Annotated in this window: 17 protein-coding genes; 16 read left to right on the top strand and 1 reads right to left on the bottom strand. The window is 57.3% G+C overall.

Annotation, left to right across the window (positions count from 1 at the left end):
• Nucleotides 1-6: 6 nt before the first annotated feature.
• The 5 genes from secA to EDC28_RS02255 all read left to right on the top strand — a co-directional run bounded on the left by secA (nucleotide 7) and on the right by EDC28_RS02255 (nucleotide 6,018).
• Nucleotides 7-2,718 carry a preprotein translocase subunit SecA gene (gene secA, locus EDC28_RS02275; protein WP_123420519.1) on the top strand — a complete coding sequence of 904 codons (2,712 nt, stop codon included), beginning with the start codon at nucleotides 7-9 and terminating at the stop codon, nucleotides 2,716-2,718.
• Between the two features lie 46 nt (nucleotides 2,719-2,764).
• On the top strand, nucleotides 2,765-3,160 hold the full coding sequence (mutT, locus tag EDC28_RS02270; RefSeq protein WP_050659112.1) for an 8-oxo-dGTP diphosphatase MutT: 396 nt from the start codon (nucleotides 2,765-2,767) through the stop codon (nucleotides 3,158-3,160).
• 15 nt (nucleotides 3,161-3,175) lie between these two features.
• On the top strand, nucleotides 3,176-3,601 hold the full coding sequence (gene trxC, locus EDC28_RS02265; RefSeq protein ID WP_050659113.1) for a thioredoxin TrxC: 426 nt from the start codon (nucleotides 3,176-3,178) through the stop codon (nucleotides 3,599-3,601).
• An 87-nt stretch (nucleotides 3,602-3,688) separates the two neighbouring features.
• On the top strand, nucleotides 3,689-5,155 hold the full coding sequence (locus EDC28_RS02260) for a SulP family inorganic anion transporter (RefSeq protein ID WP_123420518.1): 1,467 nt from the start codon (nucleotides 3,689-3,691) through the stop codon (nucleotides 5,153-5,155).
• An 11-nt stretch (nucleotides 5,156-5,166) separates the two neighbouring features.
• Nucleotides 5,167-6,018: a universal stress protein gene (locus EDC28_RS02255; protein ID WP_050659115.1), complete on the top strand. Its 852-nt coding sequence runs from the start codon at nucleotides 5,167-5,169 to the stop codon at nucleotides 6,016-6,018.
• Nucleotides 6,019-6,064: 46 nt separating this feature from the next.
• Here the strand turns inward: EDC28_RS02255 and nadC are convergent, their stop codons facing one another.
• The gene (gene nadC, locus EDC28_RS02250) at nucleotides 6,065-6,916 is read right to left on the bottom strand and encodes a carboxylating nicotinate-nucleotide diphosphorylase (protein WP_123420590.1); all 852 of its coding nucleotides are present in this window, start codon (nucleotides 6,914-6,916) and stop codon (nucleotides 6,065-6,067) included.
• 330 nt (nucleotides 6,917-7,246) lie between these two features.
• On the opposite strand from nadC, the gene EDC28_RS02245 reads away from it, so the two are divergent.
• The 11 genes from EDC28_RS02245 (at nucleotide 7,247) to aceE (ending at nucleotide 18,151) form a co-directional block, all read left to right on the top strand.
• Nucleotides 7,247-7,660 carry a pilin gene (locus EDC28_RS02245; protein ID WP_123420517.1) on the top strand — a complete coding sequence of 138 codons (414 nt, stop codon included), beginning with the start codon at nucleotides 7,247-7,249 and terminating at the stop codon, nucleotides 7,658-7,660.
• A 62-nt stretch (nucleotides 7,661-7,722) separates the two neighbouring features.
• Nucleotides 7,723-9,432, top strand: coding sequence for a type IV-A pilus assembly ATPase PilB (pilB, locus tag EDC28_RS02240; protein WP_123420516.1), 1,710 nt, complete (start codon nucleotides 7,723-7,725; stop codon nucleotides 9,430-9,432).
• 9 nt (nucleotides 9,433-9,441) lie between these two features.
• Nucleotides 9,442-10,686 carry a type II secretion system F family protein gene (locus EDC28_RS02235; RefSeq protein ID WP_123420515.1) on the top strand — a complete coding sequence of 415 codons (1,245 nt, stop codon included), beginning with the start codon at nucleotides 9,442-9,444 and terminating at the stop codon, nucleotides 10,684-10,686.
• A 6-nt stretch (nucleotides 10,687-10,692) separates the two neighbouring features.
• Nucleotides 10,693-11,556, top strand: coding sequence for a prepilin peptidase (locus EDC28_RS02230; RefSeq protein ID WP_123420514.1), 864 nt, complete (start codon nucleotides 10,693-10,695; stop codon nucleotides 11,554-11,556).
• Nucleotides 11,553-12,155 (top strand): dephospho-CoA kinase, encoded by a 603-nt coding sequence (gene coaE, locus EDC28_RS02225; protein WP_123420513.1) that lies wholly within the window; start codon nucleotides 11,553-11,555, stop codon nucleotides 12,153-12,155. Before EDC28_RS02230 ends, coaE begins: the two co-directional genes overlap by 4 nt.
• Nucleotides 12,156-12,186: 31 nt before the next feature.
• Complete coding sequence (gene zapD, locus EDC28_RS02220) at nucleotides 12,187-12,924, top strand: cell division protein ZapD (protein WP_123420512.1); 738 nt, start codon at nucleotides 12,187-12,189, stop codon at nucleotides 12,922-12,924.
• 7 nt (nucleotides 12,925-12,931) lie between these two features.
• Entirely contained in the window at nucleotides 12,932-13,108 is a 177-nt protein-coding gene (gene yacG, locus EDC28_RS02215; RefSeq protein WP_244946526.1) for a DNA gyrase inhibitor YacG, read from the top strand.
• Nucleotides 13,109-13,176: 68 nt separating this feature from the next.
• Nucleotides 13,177-13,716: a 1,6-anhydro-N-acetylmuramyl-L-alanine amidase AmpD gene (ampD, locus tag EDC28_RS02210; protein ID WP_244946525.1), complete on the top strand. Its 540-nt coding sequence runs from the start codon at nucleotides 13,177-13,179 to the stop codon at nucleotides 13,714-13,716.
• A complete protein-coding gene (ampE, locus tag EDC28_RS02205) occupies nucleotides 13,713-14,513 on the top strand; it encodes a regulatory signaling modulator protein AmpE (RefSeq protein WP_123420511.1) in 801 nt (266 codons plus the stop codon). The genes ampD and ampE overlap by 4 nt, the downstream gene beginning before the upstream one ends.
• Before the next feature lie 130 nt (nucleotides 14,514-14,643).
• Nucleotides 14,644-15,423: a pyruvate dehydrogenase complex transcriptional repressor PdhR gene (pdhR, locus tag EDC28_RS02200; protein WP_050659122.1), complete on the top strand. Its 780-nt coding sequence runs from the start codon at nucleotides 14,644-14,646 to the stop codon at nucleotides 15,421-15,423.
• Nucleotides 15,424-15,484: 61 nt separating this feature from the next.
• Nucleotides 15,485-18,151: a pyruvate dehydrogenase (acetyl-transferring), homodimeric type gene (aceE, locus tag EDC28_RS02195; RefSeq protein WP_050659123.1), complete on the top strand. Its 2,667-nt coding sequence runs from the start codon at nucleotides 15,485-15,487 to the stop codon at nucleotides 18,149-18,151.
• The last annotated feature ends 6 nt before the right edge of the window (nucleotides 18,152-18,157 follow it).

Raw genomic sequence — 18,157 nt, 5'->3', positions numbered from 1 at the left:
AGGATTATGTTCACACAACTGCTCACCAAAATTATCGGTAGTCGCAACGATCGCACTATCAAACGCCTCAGCAAGATCGTGGCCCAAATCAATGCCCTTGAGCCTCAATTCGAGGCCCTGGACGACGCCGCCCTTGGCGCCAAAACCGCAGAATTCCGCGGTCGCCTGGAAAAGGGCGACACCCTGGACGATATCCTGCCCGAAGCCTTTGCCACCGTGCGCGAAGCCTCCAAGCGGGTGTTTGGCATGCGTCACTTCGACGTACAGATGATTGGCGGCATGGTGCTGCACAGCGGCAAGATTGCCGAGATGCGCACCGGTGAAGGTAAGACCCTGACCGCGACCCTGCCAGCTTATCTCAATGCCCTGGCAGGCCCCGTGCACGTGGTGACCGTCAACGATTACCTGGCCAAGCGTGACGCCGCCACCAACGCCCCGCTGTTTGAATTTCTGGGCCTGACCGTCGGTGTCAACGTGCCCGGCCTTGGCGCCATGGAGAAGAAGACCGCGTATGAAGCGGACATTCTTTACGGCACCAACAACGAATTCGGCTTTGACTACCTGCGTGACAACATGGCGTTCAGTCCGGCCGAGCGGGTACAGCGCAAGCTGTATTTTGCGGTGGTGGATGAGGTGGACTCCATCCTCATCGATGAGGCCCGTACTCCGCTTATTATCTCCGGCCCTGCCGAAGACTCTTCCGAGCTGTATCGCCAAATCAACGCCATCGTGCCGCAGCTTGAGCGCCAAGCCGAGGAAGACAAAGAAGGCGAGATGGGTGACGGCGACTTCACCATCGACGAAAAAGCCAAGCAGCTGTATCTGACCGAACACGGCCAGGTGCACATCGAAGATATCCTCAAAGAAAAGGGCCTGCTGGCCGAAGAAGACAGCCTGTTCGGCGCTGGCTCCATTAGCCTGCTGCACCACGTCAACGCTGCCCTGCGCGCCCATCACCTGTTCCATAAAGACGTGGATTACATCGTGGCCGACGGCGAGATTGTCATCGTTGACGAGCACACCGGCCGTACCATGCCGGGGCGCCGCTGGTCCGAAGGCCTGCACCAGGCCATGGAAGCCAAGGAAGGGGTGAACATCCAGAACGAAAACCAGACTCTGGCTTCCATCACCTTCCAGAACTACTTCCGTCTTTACGACAAGCTGTCCGGCATGACCGGTACCGCCGACACCGAAGCCTTCGAATTCAACCACATCTACCGCCTGGAAACCGTGGTTATCCCCACCAACAGGCCAATGGTGCGTGACGATATGCCCGACCAGGTGTATTTGTCTGCCGAAGAGAAATACGAAGCCATCATCAACGACATCAAGAGCCAGCGCGAGAAAGGCCGCCCCACTTTGGTGGGCACCATTTCTATCGAATCGTCTGAGCTTTTGTCGCGCCTTCTGAAAAAAGACGGTATTGCCCACCAGGTGCTGAACGCCAAGTTCCACGCCATGGAAGCCGATATCGTTGCGCAGGCTGGCCAGCCGGGCGCTGTGACCATCGCCACCAACATGGCCGGCCGTGGTACCGACATCATCCTCGGCGGTAACTGGCAGTCTGAAATTGACAAGCTTGAAGAGCCGACCCAGGCCCAGATTGACGATATCAAGGCCCAATGGAAGCTGCGCCACCAAGAAGTGCTGGACGCCGGCGGCCTGCACATCATCGGTACCGAGCGTCACGAGTCGCGCCGTATCGACAACCAGCTCCGTGGCCGCTCAGGCCGTCAGGGCGATCCGGGCTCCAGCCGTTTCTACCTGTCCATGGAAGATGCCCTGATGCGCATCTTCGCCTCTGACCGGGTCACCAACATGATGAAACGTCTGGGGATGCAACATGGCGAAGCCATCGAGCACCCCTGGGTCAACCGCGCTATCGAGAACGCCCAGCGCAAGGTGGAAGGCCGTAACTTCGATATTCGTAAGCAATTGCTGGAATACGATGACGTAGCCAACGACCAGCGCCGCGTGATCTACGAGCAGCGCAACGAGATCATGGACAGCGACTCCATCAAAGACACCATCGACGCCATTCGCAGCGATGTTATCGACAAGACCATCAGCAGCTACATTCCGCCCCAGTCCCTCGAGGAAATGTGGGATGTTTCCGGCCTCGAAGAGCGCCTGCGTGGCGACTTCCTGGTTGCTCTGCCGCTGCAACAGTGGCTGGACGAAGACGACAAACTGGATGAAGAAGGCCTGACCCAGCGCATCCATGAAGCGGTAGAAGCCACCTACCAGGCCAAGGAAGAAGCCGTTGGCCCGGAAGTGATCCGCCACTTTGAAAAGGCGGTGATGCTGCAAACCCTGGACGGCCTCTGGAAAGAACACCTGGCCGCCATGGACCACCTGCGCCAGGGTATTCATCTGCGCGGCTACGCCCAGAAAAACCCCAAGCAGGAATACAAGCGCGAAGCCTTTGAGCTGTTCACCGAGATGTTGGAAAGCCTCAAGCACGACGTGGTGAGCATTCTTTGCAAGGTACGGGTGCAGGCCGAAGAAGACGTGGAAGCGGTTGAAGAGCAGCGCCGCCGCGCCGAAGCCGTACCGCACCAGTACCAGCACGCCGAAAGCGGCGCCCTGGCTGAGGAAGCCGACGAAAGCGGCGAGCCAAGCACCGTGCTGCGTGACGGCCCCAAGGTCGGGCGTAACGACCCTTGCCCCTGCGGCTCGGGTAAAAAATTCAAGCAATGCCACGGCAAGCTGGTGTAATAGAAAAGTGGCCCTTCGGGGCCACTTTGGTTTTAAGGACAATGTAATGAAAAAACAGGTACATGTTGCCGTAGGTGTCATTGAAAACGGCCGTGGCGAGATTTTTGTAACCAAGCGCCTGGGCCACCAGCACCAAGGCGGCAAGTGGGAGTTCCCCGGTGGCAAGGTGGAGGAGGGTGAGACCCTGCTGCACGCCCTGGACCGGGAGCTTAGCGAAGAGATTGGCATTAACGTGGTGGCTGCCGAGCCGTTGCTGCTGGTGGAGCACGACTACGGCGACAAAGCTGTGAAACTGGACGTATGGCTGGTGCGAGGTTTCGTGGGCCAGCCCCGCGGCCTTGAAGGCCAGGAAGGGCAATGGGTGGCCATCAAAGATCTAGACACCCTGGAGTTCCCCGATGCTAACGGCCCCATAGTCGAGGCCGTGAAAGCCCTGCAATAACACTGGAGAACCTTGATGGAACTGGTCTGCCCCCATTGCCTGCGCCTTAACCGTATTGATGATACGCGCCTAAAGGACGGCCCCAAATGCGGCGCCTGCAAGGGCGCTTTGCTTGATGGCAGCCTGTTGACTCTGGACGACGGCAACCTGCGCCAAAGTATTGCCCGCCATGGCCTGCCGCTACTGGTGGATTTTTGGGCCGACTGGTGCGGCCCCTGCAAGATGATGGCGCCGGTGTTTGCCGATACCGCCCGTGAGCTGGCCGGCAAGGTGAGCTTTGCCAAGGTTGATACCATGCAAGCGCCCGCTGCCAGCGGCAGTTTTGCCATCCGCTCCATTCCTACCCTTATCCTGTTCGTTGGCGGCCAAGAGAAGGGGCGTATCAGCGGCGCCCTGCCGGCGGGGCAACTGAAAGCCTGGCTGGCGCAGCAGCTCGCTTAAGGCGCCAATGGGGCATGCGGCGGTGGGCGCCGCCTGACAAAATCTGTACAATGCCGCGCTTCCCGTTTTAGTAGAGGAAGCTTGCTCATGAGCTGGCGCCAGCAGTGGTTCTCGCAACCCGTCAAAGACATTCTTTCCGGCTCGGTGGTGGCTTTAGCCCTCATTCCCGAGGCCATTGCCTTTTCCATCATCGCCGGTGTCGATCCTAAAGTCGGCCTGTACGCGTCTTTTTGTATCGCCACCGTCATTGCCTTTTTAGGTGGCCGGCCGGCCATGATCTCGGCGGCCACCGGCGCTATGGCGCTGTTGATGACCGATCTGGTAAAAGACCACGGCCTGCAATACCTGCTGGCGGCCACCTTACTGACCGGCGTCTTTCAAATCATTGCCGGTTGGCTGCGCCTGGGGGAACTGATGCGTTTTGTGTCACGGGCGGTGGTGACCGGCTTTGTCAACGCGCTGGCCATTCTTATCTTCATGGCCCAGCTGCCGGAGCTTACCCACGTTACCTGGCCGGTGTATGTGATGACCGCCGCCGGCCTTGGCATCATCTATCTGTTCCCTTATGTCACCAAGGCCATTCCATCGCCGCTGGTGTGCATTCTGGTGCTCACCGCCGTGTCGATGTACCTGGGCCTTGATATTCATACCGTGGGCGACATGGGTGAACTGCCCGACAGCCTGCCGGTATTCATGCTGCCGGACATCCCCTTTAATCTCGACACCCTTGCCATTATCGCGCCTTATTCCCTGGGCCTGGCGGTGGTTGGCCTGCTGGAATCGATGATGACCGCCACCATAGTGGACGATTTCACCGATACCGACTCCAACAAGAACATGGAGTGCCGTGGCCAGGGCATCGCCAATATCGTGGCGGGCTTTTTTGGCGGCATGGCGGGCTGCGCCATGATTGGCCAGTCGGTGATCAACGTGAAATCCGGTGGCCGCAACCGCCTCTCTACCCTGGTGGCCGGCGTGTTTTTGCTGATCCTGGTGGTGTTTCTCAATAAATGGGTGGCCCAGATCCCCATGGCGGCGCTGGTGGCGGTGATGATCATGGTCTCCATCGGTACCTTCAGCTGGGGTTCTATCCGCGATATGCGTAAAACCCCGCTTACCACCAATATCGTGATGATCGCCACCGTGGTGGCGGTGGTGCTCACCCGCGACTTGTCTGTTGGGGTGCTGCTGGGGGTGTTGTTGTCGGCCCTGTTCTTTGCCAACAAGGTGGCAAGAGTGCTGCATGTGGGGGTACGCACCGAAGACGGCGTTACCGAGTACCAAGTGACAGGGCAGGTGTTTTTTGCTTCCGCTAATCGCTTTGTTGGCCGTTTTGACTTCAAAGAAGCGGTAGCCAAGGTGCGTATCGATGTCAGCCGCGCCCATTTTTGGGATCAAACCGCCGTTGGCGCCCTCGACAAAGTGGTACTCAAGCTGCGCCGCGACGGCGCCAGTGTCGAAGTGGTGGGCCTTAACCAGGCCAGTGCCACTTTGGTAGACAAATTCGGCGTACATGATAAAGCTGAGGATGTAGAACAGCTGATGGGGCACTAAGGATGAATAGCATGACCAACACTATCATGGCCTGTATTGACGGCGCCCAACATGCCACTACCGTTGCTGATTGCGGCGCCTGGCTGGCAAACCGCCTCGATGCGCCACTGACCCTGCTGCATGTGCTTGACCATCACCACGGCCTGCACAGTGGCGATTTCAGCGGTGCCATCGGCCTTGGTGCCCAGGAAGCGCTGATAACCGAAATGGCCAAGCTTGACGAGCAGCGCTCAAAGCTCGCCATGGAGCAGGGCGCCTTGATGCTCGAAGCGCAGGTTAAGCGCCTGGCCGAACAAGGCTTTGAGGGCGCCCAAAGCCGCCAGCGCCACGGTGAAGTGGTGCAAAGTCTCAAAGAGCTGGAAGCGCAAACCCGGGTTTGGGTGCTGGGCAAGAAAGGCGGCAAGGATAAGGGCGAGCATCTGCTGGGCGCTCATGTTGAAGCCATAGTGCGGGCGCTGCACCAGCCAGTGCTTTTAGTGGCTGAGCAATTCGTAGCGCCTGATGCTGTGCTCATTGCTTTTGACGGCTCTGCAACCGGCCGCAAAATGGTGGAAGTGATAGCCCAAAGCCCTATCTTTGCCGGTTTGCCTTGCCACCTGGTGATGGTGGCCGAGGACAACGAGCCAAACCGCAGCCAGTTGGCCTGGGCCAGCGCGCAGCTGCAGGCAACCGGCCACCAGTGCCAGGGGCAAATCCTGCAAGGCGAGGTAGACAAGGCGCTTTGCGCCTATCAGCAGCAGCACGGCATTGGCTTGTTGGTGATGGGGGCTTATGGCCACAGCCGCATTCGCCAGTTTCTGCTGGGCTCAACCACCACCACCATGCTGCAAAGCTGCCAGGTGCCGGTGCTTATCCTGCGATGAAAAAAGGCGGCCCATTGGTCGCCTTTTTACTGCCCCTTAAATCGCGTTAGATAAAACGCATCGACAGGTCGATGGCCTGTACGTGTTTGGTGAGAGCGCCGCTGGAAACAAAATCCACCCCGGTGGCGGCGATTTGGCTTAGCGCCTCGTCGGTAACGTTACCCGACACTTCCAGCTTGGTGGCAGGGCGCTCGCTGTTGCGCTTGGCGACGGCTGCCGCCATCTGCTCGAAGCTGAAGTTATCCAGCATCACGATATCGGCCCCAGCCGCCAGCGCCTCGTCCAGTTCGGTCAGACTTTCCACTTCCACTTCCACCGGTTTGCCGGGGGCAATCTGATGCGCCTGGGCAATGGCGTTGGCGATGGAGCCTGCCGCCAGGATATGGTTTTCCTTGATAAGGAAGGCATCAAAAAGGCCGATGCGGTGGTTTTGCCCGCCGCCGCATTTTACCGCGTATTTTTGTGCCAGCCGCAGCCCTGGTATGGTTTTGCGGGTATCCAGCAACTGGGTGTGGCTGCCAGCCAGCTTCTGGGCATAAAAATGGGTGGTGGTGGCGGTAGCGGAGAGCAGCTGCACAAAATTAAGGGCGGTACGCTCGCCGGTCAACAGCGCTCTTGCCGGGCCTTGCAAAGTGAAGAGGGTGCTGCCGGCGCTCACTTGTTGGCCGTCTTCCACCTCAAAGGTAATGGTGACCGCGCCGCCCAGCGCCTTGAAGGTCTCCAGCACCCAGGCTTTGCCGCAAAACACCATGTCCTCGCGGGTGATCACCCTGGCCGATTTTTGCTCATCGGCCGGTACCAACAGGGCGGTAATGTCACCAGAGGCGACAACCTCGCCCCCTAAGTCTTCAGCCAGAGCAGCTTGTACCTGGCGAGCAATATCCTGAGCAAATGTCATGTTAAAAACTTTAGCGCAATAGGGCAGGGTGGCGGCCATTCTACCCCTTGCCAGGCGCTGGCAAAAGCCGCTTGCAAGGAACAGGTGTGGGGCGGTGTCATCATCTGTTAAGACTCTTTAGCATTTTGTTGCTTACAGATTTTTCTAATGCCCTGGCTGCTAATATACTGACCCCTGTACAAAAGTGCCGAAATTGCGGCGTTCTTGGCCACGCATGTGCAACATTTTTTTGACATGCGTCTTGGCGTTTTGACCTGCTCGCGTTAATAATGGATTCAGCCCAGCTTGCGGGCTTGTGACAAATTACAGATGTAAAAGAGGGGATTTACCATGAAGAAACAACAAGGTTTTACCTTGATCGAACTGATGATCGTGGTGGCGATCGTAGGTATCCTGGCTGCTATCGCCCTGCCTGCCTATCAGACCTATACCAAAAAAGCCAAGTTCTCTGAGGTTGTTGCTGCCACTGGTGCAGTGAAAACTGCAGTCGAAATTTGTGCCCAGACGCAAGGCGGTACAGCTAGTTGCGCTGCAGGTACAAGTGGCATTCCTGCTGATATCACCAGTGGTAACGGTACTAAGTATGTAGACACTGTCACAACAACTGCTGGTTCTCCGATTACTATCCAAGCTAAGGCAGTAACTACCAATGGCTTGAATGGTGAGACCTATACCCTAAGTGGTACCTACAACAACGGTAAAGTTGATTGGTCTGGAACTTGCAGCGACACTTCTCTTTGCTGATAACCATCTCACAAGGGGTTCGAGATCAGTATCTCAGCCCCTTAAATTGATCAGTACTGTTAATGTCCGGATTCCTTCCTGTTGCCAAAGGCACCCTCGCTCTTCTGCTTAGACGAGGCAAAATTACCCAATCCACAGTCGAAGAACTTCTCAAAGAGAACCATTCTGGGCTGATACCGCTATTTGATGTTTTAAAAAAATCCGAGCTTAGCGCCGAAGCTTTTGCCAAGTTCTTGTCTGAGCAGTTTGGCCTGCCGATTTTCGACCTCACCAAGTTTGACCTCGACACCATTCCCAGCACCCTTTTGAATGAGCAGCTTATTCAAAAGCATGCTGTATTGCCGCTTTTCAAGCGCCAGAACCGTATCTTTATTGCTACCGCCGACCCCAGCAACCAGTCGGCGTTGGAAGATTTTCGCTTTAACTTGCGCCTGCCTACCGAGCCGGTGCTGGTTAATGCCGATGAGCTGGCCAAGGCTATTGATAAACTGCTGGAGAAGACCGGCTCGGCCCTGGATATTGGCGACGTTAACGATGCAGAGCTGGCCGACCTTGCGGTAGATGACGAAAGCGACCGGGACCAGGATATCGGTACTGGCAAGGAAGACGACGCCCCTATTGTTATCTACATCAACAAGTTGTTGATGGATGCCATTCGTAAAGGCGCGTCAGACCTGCACTTTGAGCCTTACGAGAAAAGCTACCGGGTGCGGTTTCGCATAGACGGTATCCTCCATGAAGTAGCCGCGCCGCCGGTGTCGGTGGCCAACCGATTGGCAGCCCGTATTAAGGTGATGTCCAAGCTGGATATTGCCGAGCGCCGCATTCCCCAGGATGGCCGCATCAAGTTGCGCCTTTCCCGTAAAAAGGCCATCGATTTTCGGGTCTCAACCCTGCCAACCCTATGGGGCGAGAAAATCGTAATGCGTATCCTCGATTCCAGCTCCACGCAGCTGGGTATCGATATGCTGGGATACGAGCCTGAGCAAAAACGCCTTTATCTTGAAGCACTACATAAACCCCAGGGCATGATTTTGGTTACCGGGCCGACAGGCTCGGGTAAAACCGTGTCGCTTTATACTGGCCTTCATATTCTTAATACCGAAGAGCGCAATATCTCGACGGCCGAAGACCCGGTGGAAATTAACCTGCCTGGTGTTAACCAGGTGCAAATCCATACCAAAGCCGGTATGACCTTTGCCTCGGCGCTACGGGCCTTTTTGCGCCAAGACCCGGATATCATCATGGTGGGGGAGATCCGTGACCTGGAAACAGCAGAGATCTCCATCAAAGCGGCCCAGACCGGCCACTTGGTGCTTTCTACCCTGCACACCAACTCGGCATCGGAAACCCTGACCCGTCTGGTCAATATGGGGGTGCCGCCTTATAACATTGCCTCCAGCGTCACCTTGGTTATTGCCCAGCGGCTCGGCCGACGCCTATGCCCTGTGTGCAAGCAACCCGAGCACCTGCCCAAAGACGAGCTATTGCGCCAAGGCTTTTCACCACGGCAAATAGAAGAAGGCTTTACCTTATATCGGCCGGTAGGGTGCAGCGAATGCACCGGTGGTTACAAGGGCCGGGTTGGGGTGTACGAGACCATGCCCATGACAGAGGCACTGGCTAAAATCATTATGGAAGGTGGGAACTCGCTGGATATTGCCGCCCAGGCTCAGCGAGAGGGGATAAAAAACTTGCGCCAATCCGGGCTGGAAAAAGCCAGGCAGGGAGTCACCTCCCTGGCCGAAGTCAACCGGGTTACCAGCTACTAAGGAATCGCCATGGCAATAGCAACGGCAACCAAAAGAAAAGTAGAAACCCAGAAGCTGGAGATTTTTTCCTGGAAGGGCCTTAACCGTCGTGGAGAGAAAGTCCAAGGGGAGATGACCGGGGCCAGGATTAACGAAATCAAAGCCCAGCTGCGGGCCCAAGGTATTACCCCCAAAGAAGTTAAACGCAAACCCAAGTCCCTGTTCTCTTTTGGCCAAAAGGTCGAAGCCGCCGATATTGCTGCGGTGACCCGTCAGCTGGCCACCATGCTCGCCTCCGGTGTCCCTCTGGTGCAGTCTCTGGATATCATTGCCAAGGGTTACAAGAAAGACGCGGTGCGGGAGATGATGGTCAAGATCTCCGGCGACGTGCAAGGGGGAACCTTGCTCTCTGAAGCCTTGGCCAAGTACCCCACGCTTTTTGATTCGCTATATCGCGACCTGGTGGCTGCCGGTGAGCACTCTGGCGCCATGGAAACCATGTTCGACCGTATCGCCACCTACAAAGAGAAACAGGAAGAACTGAAGGCCAAGATCAAAAAGGCGCTGTTCTATCCTTCAGCCATCGTTTTTGTGGCTATTGTGGTTACAGCGATACTGCTGATTTTTGTGGTGCCGCAATTTGAAGACATCTTCCACTCCTTTGGTGCCGAGCTGCCCGCCTTTACCCGGCTGTGGATCTCCATCTCTCATGCTTTACAAAGTTCCTGGTACATCATTGTTGGCGTGTTGATTATTGCTGGATTCAGCTTTAGAAGTGCCCATCGAAAGTCGCAAAGCGTCAGGGATAAAACCGATAGATTTATCCTGCGCTTGCCTATCGTTGGTTCTATTTTGCACAAGGCCGCTTTGGCCCGTTTTGCCCGTACCCTGGCGACTACTTTCGCTGCTGGTGTGCCGCTGATTGATGGTCTGGCCTCCAGCGCCGGCGCCTCGGGTAATGCGCTTTACCGCGACGCGGTGCTCAAGGTGCGCCGCGAGGTAGAAACCGGCATGCAGATGAACGTGGCGATGCGTACCACCCAGGTGTTTCCAGAGATGATCATCCAGATGGTGCTGATCGGTGAAGAGTCCGGCTCTATCGACGAGATGATGTCTAAAGTCGCTCAGGTTTATGAGCGGGAAGTGGACGACGCCGTAGATGGCCTGATGAGTCTCTTGGAACCTGCCATTATGATCGTCCTTGGCCCTATTATCGGCGGCCTGGTCGTGGCAATGTACCTGCCTATATTCCAGTTGGGACAAGTAGTGGGCTGATCCCTGATGCAGTTGATTGATCTGTTAGGCCGCGAGCCGTTATGGCTGGCGGTCTTTGTTTTTATCTTCGGGCTGCTGGTTGGCAGCTTTCTTAACGTGGTGATTTACCGGCTGCCGGTGATGCTGGAGCGGCGCTGGAAAAAAGAAAGCCGCGAGCTACTTGGCCTTGACCACAGCCATGATAGCCAGCCGTTCAACCTGATGGTCCCCCGTAGCCACTGCCCCAAGTGCCACTCCCCTGTTGCTTGGTACGACAATATCCCGCTCTTTAGCTGGCTGCTGCTCCGCGGCCGCTGCCGGCACTGCAAGGTGAGCATTGCGGCGCGTTATCCGTTGGTAGAGTTGGTTGCCGGGCTGATGTCGGCCGCTGTTGCCTGGCATTTCGGAGCCACGGTGTTGATGCTGGCGGCGCTGCTTTTCACCTGGATACTGCTCACCCTCACCTTTATTGATGCCGACACCATGTTGCTGCCTGACAACCTGACCCTGCCGCTGATGTGGGGCGGGTTGTTGGTGAGCCTTTTGGGGGGCCTGGTGAGCCCAGAGCAAGCCATCATCGGCGCTGCCCTGGGTTATTTGTCGCTTTGGTCAGTGTATTGGGTCTTTAAGTTGCTGACCGGCAAGGAAGGCATGGGCTATGGCGACTTCAAACTGCTCGCAGCCCTCGGCGCCTGGCTTGGCCCCTGGATGCTGCCGCAAATCATTTTGCTGTCTTCGGTCTTTGGCCTGTTTTGGGGTATTTATGGCGCCCTTCGCAGCAAAAAAGGCAGCCAGCCCATGCCTTTTGGCCCCTTTTTGGCGGCAGCTGGTTGGGTGGCTCTGATGTGGGGGCCTGCCATTAATCGCTGGTATTTGGGGTATTTGAGCTGATGTTCGTGGTTGGGCTTACCGGCGGTATCGGCTCAGGCAAAAGCACCGTTGCCGACCTTTTTGCCGAGCAGGGCATCGCCTTGGTGGACGCCGATATCGTCGCCCGGCAAGTGGTAGAGCCCGGCACTCCCGGCCTTACCGCCCTTGTGGCGCATTTTGGTGCCGATATTCTGAGTGCTGACGGCAGCCTCGACAGAGCAGCCCTTCGCAGCCGGATCTTCGGCGCCGAGCAGGCTCGCCAATGGGTAAACGATCTCCTTCATCCGCTCATTCGCAGCAAAATGGCGCAGCAGTTGGCTGCCGCTCAAAGCCCTTATGTGCTCTGGGTAGTGCCGCTGCTGATTGAAAACGACCTCTACCGCCAGTGCGACCGGGTGCTGGTGGTGGATGCCCATGAGCATCAGCAGCGTAGCCGGGTGCTGGCCAGGGACAGCCGCGCCGATGCCGACGCCATCATGGCCCGGCAAATGCCGCGCGATGAACGGCTGAAATATGCCGACCATATTGTCGACAACAGCGGCGATGTTGAGCAAGTGAAAGCCCAGGTTCAGCTTTTACATCGCCGCTACCTGTCGGAGGCCGCGCAAAAAAGGCTATGATTGAGGCGGACAAATCAACAACGCTTGGGCCATGGACTGTCAGTTCGAATTTCCCCTCTCAGAAAAATTCCGCGCCTACCTGAGGCTCGACTATTTGCTTCGCCGCTTGTTTAAGTCGGCGGACAATGCCGATTGGCCATTTTTCACTGCCCTGTTCGACTTGCTGGACGTGATGGACAGAGGGGACGTGAAGGCCGAACTCATCAAGGATCTGGAACGGGCTATCGAGCAACTGCAGCGCTGGGAGCAGATGCCCGGCGTGGATGCCCAGCAGCTCAACGAGCTGGGCCGTGAGTTGCAAACCCACAGGCAATGGCTGCTGACCCAGCAGCGCCTACCGCCCGGCTGGCGGGACGACCCTCTGCTGATGGCCCTTCGTGCCCGGTTCACCGTAGCCGGCGGTGACGCCCCCTTCGATTTGCCGCAGCTGGCTTGCTGGCAGCAACGCAGCGCTGTGGTGCGCCAGGCCGATGTGGCCGCCTGGCTCGACAAGGTGGAGCCTTTTGCCAGGGGCCTTTCTTTATTACTGAAATTGGTCAGGGAAGGGGGGCGCCCCGAGCCGGTGGTGGCCCGTAATGGCTTTTTCCAAGCCAGTTGCGAAAACCTGGTGTTGCTGCACCTTGCCGACCTGCCAGCGGATCTTTACCCTAGTGTGTCCGGGCACCGAGGCCGCTACACGGTGCGGCTGATGAGCCTGGGAAATGATGGTGAAGCAACGCCGGTTGCAGAAGATGTGCCCATGACGCTATGTCATTGCAGCTGGCAGTAGGAGATAAGTGTTGGTTGTCAGTTGTCCTATTTGTAATAAAGATGTCGAGTGGTCAGAGCAAAGCCCTTTTCGCCCCTTCTGCTCCAAACGTTGTCAGTTGATTGATTTGGGCGAGTGGGCCTCTGGCGAGCGTGCCATTCCAGCCGAAGAAGATGCTCCCTCCGAGTCTGACGACTACGAATAAAGCCTGTTTTTCAAACGGTTAAATCCTTGTGCTACAGTGGCTTCAACACTCTTACGGAGCCGCTGTTCGTGACCGATTGGTACCCCGGCGCCAAGCGCCACCCCAGCCCCCATTGTGATGACAGGCCCGATAACCTCAGGCCTGATCTGCTGGTGATCCACAATATCAGCCTGCCGCCCCAGCACTTTGGCCAAGGCCTGGTGCCGGCGTTTTTTGACGGTAGCCTTGATTGCCGCGCTCACCCCTGGCTGGCGCGGCTAGAAGGGGTGAGGGTATCGGCGCACTTTTTTATCGAGCGAGACGGCACACTCTGGCAACTGGTGGCCATAAGCCAGCGCGCCTGGCATGCTGGCCTTTCGCAGTTTGCCGGCCGTGAGCGCCTTAACGACAGCAGCGTCGGTGTGGAGCTTGAAGGGGCTGACCATCTGCCTTTTACCTTGGCTCAATATCAGGCCCTGGCACGCCTTAGCGCTTGGCTGTTTACCCATACCGACATCGGACCTCACCGGGTCACCGGCCATGAAACCATAGCCCCTATTAGAAAAACCGATCCGGGTCCGCTGTTTGATTGGCTGACTTACTACCGTTTGATGGAGCTGACGGCATGATGCTGATAACCCTGTTGCTGATCCTGGCCCTGGACAGGGTGTTGATGCTACCCGCTGCCTGGCAGCTCGATACCTGGCTGGCAAAACTACCGGCTGCCGCTAGGGCGCCGTCCCTGCCATGGCCTTTGCTGCTGGTGGGGCTGGTACTGGCCACGATAGCAGTGGATTGCGCCTTGTACCTGCTGCCCTGGGTACTCTCTTGGCCGTTAACGGTATTGCTGCTGTGGGCGGCGCTCAACAGCACCCAGCTTCGCCAACAATACCGGCAAATGCTCAACGCCTTTTCCCGGGGCGACTTGCAAGCGGCCGACCTTTACTCTCAAGGCATCGAACAGCCTCTGACCTCCGCCACCTATAGCGGCCGGGAGCGCACCTTGATGGCGCTGCTGTGGGCCAACTATCGCCATTATTGCGCCGTGCTGTTCTTTTATGTGCTGGCCGGTACCGGCGCCGTGCTGGCTTACGGTTTGTTGCGTTACTGGCATAACCAGGAGCAACCCGAGGCGCGCCGCCTGATCAAATTAGTGGACTGGCTGCCGGTACGCTTTACCGCTCTGGGATTTGCCTTTGTCGGCCATTACTCCCGGGCCATGCCCCGTTGGCTAGAAGGGCTGCTCAAGCACCCTAATGACAACGAAGACTACCTCGGCCAGGTTGCCCTGGCTGCCGAAGAGGTGGATTGCTCCGAACCTTGCAGTGACAAGCCAGTGCTGAACATGGTGGCCCTGGCCAAGCGCAACCTGCTGTTTTTCCTGTGCGTGGTGGCGGCCCTTATCTTGTTGGGATTTTTGGTCTGACCAATTTAAGCCGGCATCTTTACTGAACAACTCAGCCAAGCTGGCTTCGACTGCGGTCTAATGGACAGGGTTATTTCCATCTGCTAAGGTGTGGGCACTTATTGCGCTATTGGTAATACCAATTTACACCATGGCTGGTTACCAACGGATTAGACAACCGCGCATTGCGGACGTCATACAGGAACAACTGGAGACCTTGATCCTCGAGGGCACCCTGGCGCCTGGGCAGAAGCTGCCGCCGGAGCGCGAACTGGCGGTGCAGTTCGATGTATCCCGTCCTTCGGTGCGTGAGGCTATCCAGAAACTGGAAGTCAAAGGCCTGCTGTTGCGTCGCCAGGGTGGCGGTACCTATGTCAGCCAGGATATTTACGGCGAGATGGCCAATCCGCTGTTTGACATGCTGACCCACCACCCCGAAGGGCAACTGGATCTGTTGGAGTTCCGTTACGCCCTGGAAGCCATGGCGGCCTATTACGCGGCGCTGCGCGGTACCGATACCGACTTTGCCGAAATCAGCGCCGCTTACGTCGACGTGGAAAAGGCCCACGCCACCGACGACGTACCCTTGGAAGCCAAAGCCATTACCCGATTTCACGAACTGGTCGCCCAGGCCAGCCACAATGTGGTGATCCTGCACCTGTTCCGCGTCATGAAGCCGCTGCTTATTCAAAACGTGCAACTGAACCTGGAAATGCTGTATCAGCGCTCCAGCGCTCCGGAGCGGGTAGGGCAGCATCGCAAGCATTTGCTGGAGTGTATTGTCTCCGGCAAACCCCAGGATGCCCGGGTTGCCTGTGAGCAGCACCTGGCTTACCTGGAAGAAACCCTGTTGGACATCCGCCGGGAGCAGAGCCGTTTGCAGCGCTCTCTTCGGCGACTACAAAGCAAACCGTCGCGCAGCAAAAGCTAGTCTATGTTTTTAAGCGCAGACGACTTTCTAATCACAATCAGAGCAAGATAAGGAATAAGCCATGTCAGAGAAGGTTATGCATGACGTGGACCCGCAGGAAACCCGTGAATGGCTGGACGCGCTCCAGGCAGTCATGGATGAAGAAGGTGCTGAACGCGCCCATTACCTGCTGGAATCCCTGACCGATCAGGCTCGTCGTAATGGCGCGCATCTGCCTTTCGAAGCCACCACCGCTTACGTCAACACCATTCCTGCTGGCCAGGAACCGGAAATGCCGGGTGACCAGGGCATGGAACGCCGTATCCGCTCCATCATCCGCTGGAACGCCCTGGCCATGGTGCTGCGCGGCTCCAAGAAAAACCTGGAACTGGGCGGCCACATTTCCTCTTTCGCCTCCAGCGCCACCTTGTACGATGTGGGTTTCAACCACTTCTTCCGTGCGCCCAATGACAAAGACGGCGGCGACCTGATTTACTTCCAGGGCCACATCTCTCCCGGTATCTATTCCCGCTCCTTCCTGGAAGGGCGCCTGACCGAAGAGCAACTGGACAACTTCCGCCAAGAAGTGGAAGGCAAGGGTCTGCCGTCTTACCCGCACCCGAAACTGATGCCGGATTACTGGCAGTTCCCCACCGTTTCCATGGGTCTGGGCCCCATCGCCGCCATTTACCAGGCACGTTTCCTTAAATACCTGACCGACCGTGGCATCAAAGATTGCTCCGAGCAGCGGGTTTACTGCTTCCTGGGTGACGGCGAGTGTGACGAGCCGGAAGCCCTGGGCGCCATCGGCATGGCCGCCCGTGAGAAGCTGGACAACCTGACCTTCATCATCAACTGCAACCTGCAGCGCCTGGACGGCCCGGTTCGCGGTAACTCCAAGATCATTCAGGAACTCGAAGGCACCTTCCGTGGCGCCGGCTGGGAAGTGCTGAAGGTGATCTGGGGCCGTTACTGGGATCCTTTGCTGGCCCGTGATACCTCCGGCAAGCTGCTGCAGCTGATGGAAGAAACCGTCGACGGCGAATACCAGAACTGCAAGGCCAAAGGTGGCAAGTACACCCGCGACAATTTCTTTGGCAAATACGAAGAGACCAAAGAAATGGTGGCCAACATGTCTGACGACGACATCTGGCGCCTCAACCGTGGTGGCCACGACCCCTACAAGGTGTACGCCGCTTACCATCGCGCCGTAAACACCAAGGGCCGCCCCACCGTTATCCTCGCCAAAACCGTTAAAGGTTACGGCATGGGTGACGCCGGTGAAGGCAAAAACATTGCCCACCAGGTTAAGAAAATGGACGTGGAAGCCATCAAGTACTTCCGTGACCGTTTCAATATTCCGATCAGCGACGACAAGCTGGCCGAGATGCCTTACTACCATCCGGGCGAAGAATCCGACGAGGTCAAATACCTCAAGGAACGCCGCGCCAAGCTGCATGGCTTTATGCCCAAGCGTCAGGTGCGTTTCAACGGCGAGATGGATGTGCCGAGCCTCGATGCCTTTGAGTCCGTGACCAAGGGCAGTGGCGATCGCGAGATCTCCACCACCATGGCCTTTGTTCGTGTGCTGACCGCCTTGCTCAAAGACAAGCAAATCGGTAGCCGTGTCGTGCCTATCATCCCTGACGAGGCCCGTACCTTCGGTATGGAAGGCCTGTTCCGCCAGGTGGGTATCTACAGCCGCGAAGGCCAGAAATACACTCCCCAGGACGCCGACCAGGTTGCCTTCTACAAAGAAGACAAAAAAGGCCAGGTACTGCAGGAAGGGATCAACGAACTGGGCGCCATGTCCGACTGGGTTGCTGCTGCCACCAGCTACAGCACCAATGGCGAGCCGATGATCCCCTTCTACGTCTACTACTCCATGTTCGGCTTCCAGCGCGTGGGCGACATGGCCTGGGCCGCTGGCGACCAGCAAGCCCGTGGCTTCCTGATTGGCGGCACCGCCGGCCGTACCACCCTGAACGGTGAAGGCCTGCAGCACGAAGACGGCCACAGCCATATCCAGGCTGGCGTTATTCCCAACTGCGTAACTTACGACCCGACCTACGGCTACGAAGTGGCAGTGATCGTGCAAGACGGTATCCGCCGCATGTACGGTAACGACCAGGAAAACGTCTTCTACTACCTGACGGTGATGAACGAGAACTATCACCAGCCGGCCATGCCACAAGGTGCCGAGGAAGGTATCCGCAAGGGTATCTACAAGCTCGAAACCGTCAAAGGCAGCGGCAAGGCGCAAATCCAGCTGATGGGCTCCGGCACCATCCTGCTGCAGGTTCGCGAAGCGGCCCAAATTCTGGCCAATGACTACGGTGTCGACGCCGACGTGTTCTCCGTTACCAGCTTCAACGAGCTGGCCCGTGACGGCCTGGCCGCCGAGCGCCACAACATGCTGCATCCCGATGCCGAAGAGCAGGTGCCCTTTGTGGCCTCGGTGCTGACCAAGGACGTGCCGGTTGTTGCCGCCACTGACTACGTCAAGCTGTACGCCGACCAGATCCGCGGTTTTGTACCCGCCCCTTATCGGGTGCTGGGCACCGACGGTTTCGGCCGCTCCGACAGCCGCGATAACCTGCGCCGCCACTTCGAGGTCAACGCCCACTACGTGGTGGTTGCTGCCCTGTACGAACTGGCCAAAGCCGGTAAGGTCGAGAAGAAAGTGGTGGCAGAAGCCATCAAGCGCTTCGGTATCGATGCCGACAAAGTCAACCCGCTGTACGCATAAGGAAAA

The sequence above is a fragment of the Gallaecimonas pentaromativorans genome, assembly GCF_003751625.1.
Classification (GTDB): domain Bacteria; phylum Pseudomonadota; class Gammaproteobacteria; order Enterobacterales; family Gallaecimonadaceae; genus Gallaecimonas; species Gallaecimonas pentaromativorans.
Note: the sequence above shows the minus strand (reverse complement) of the source record. Positions and strands in the feature narration are given on the sequence as shown.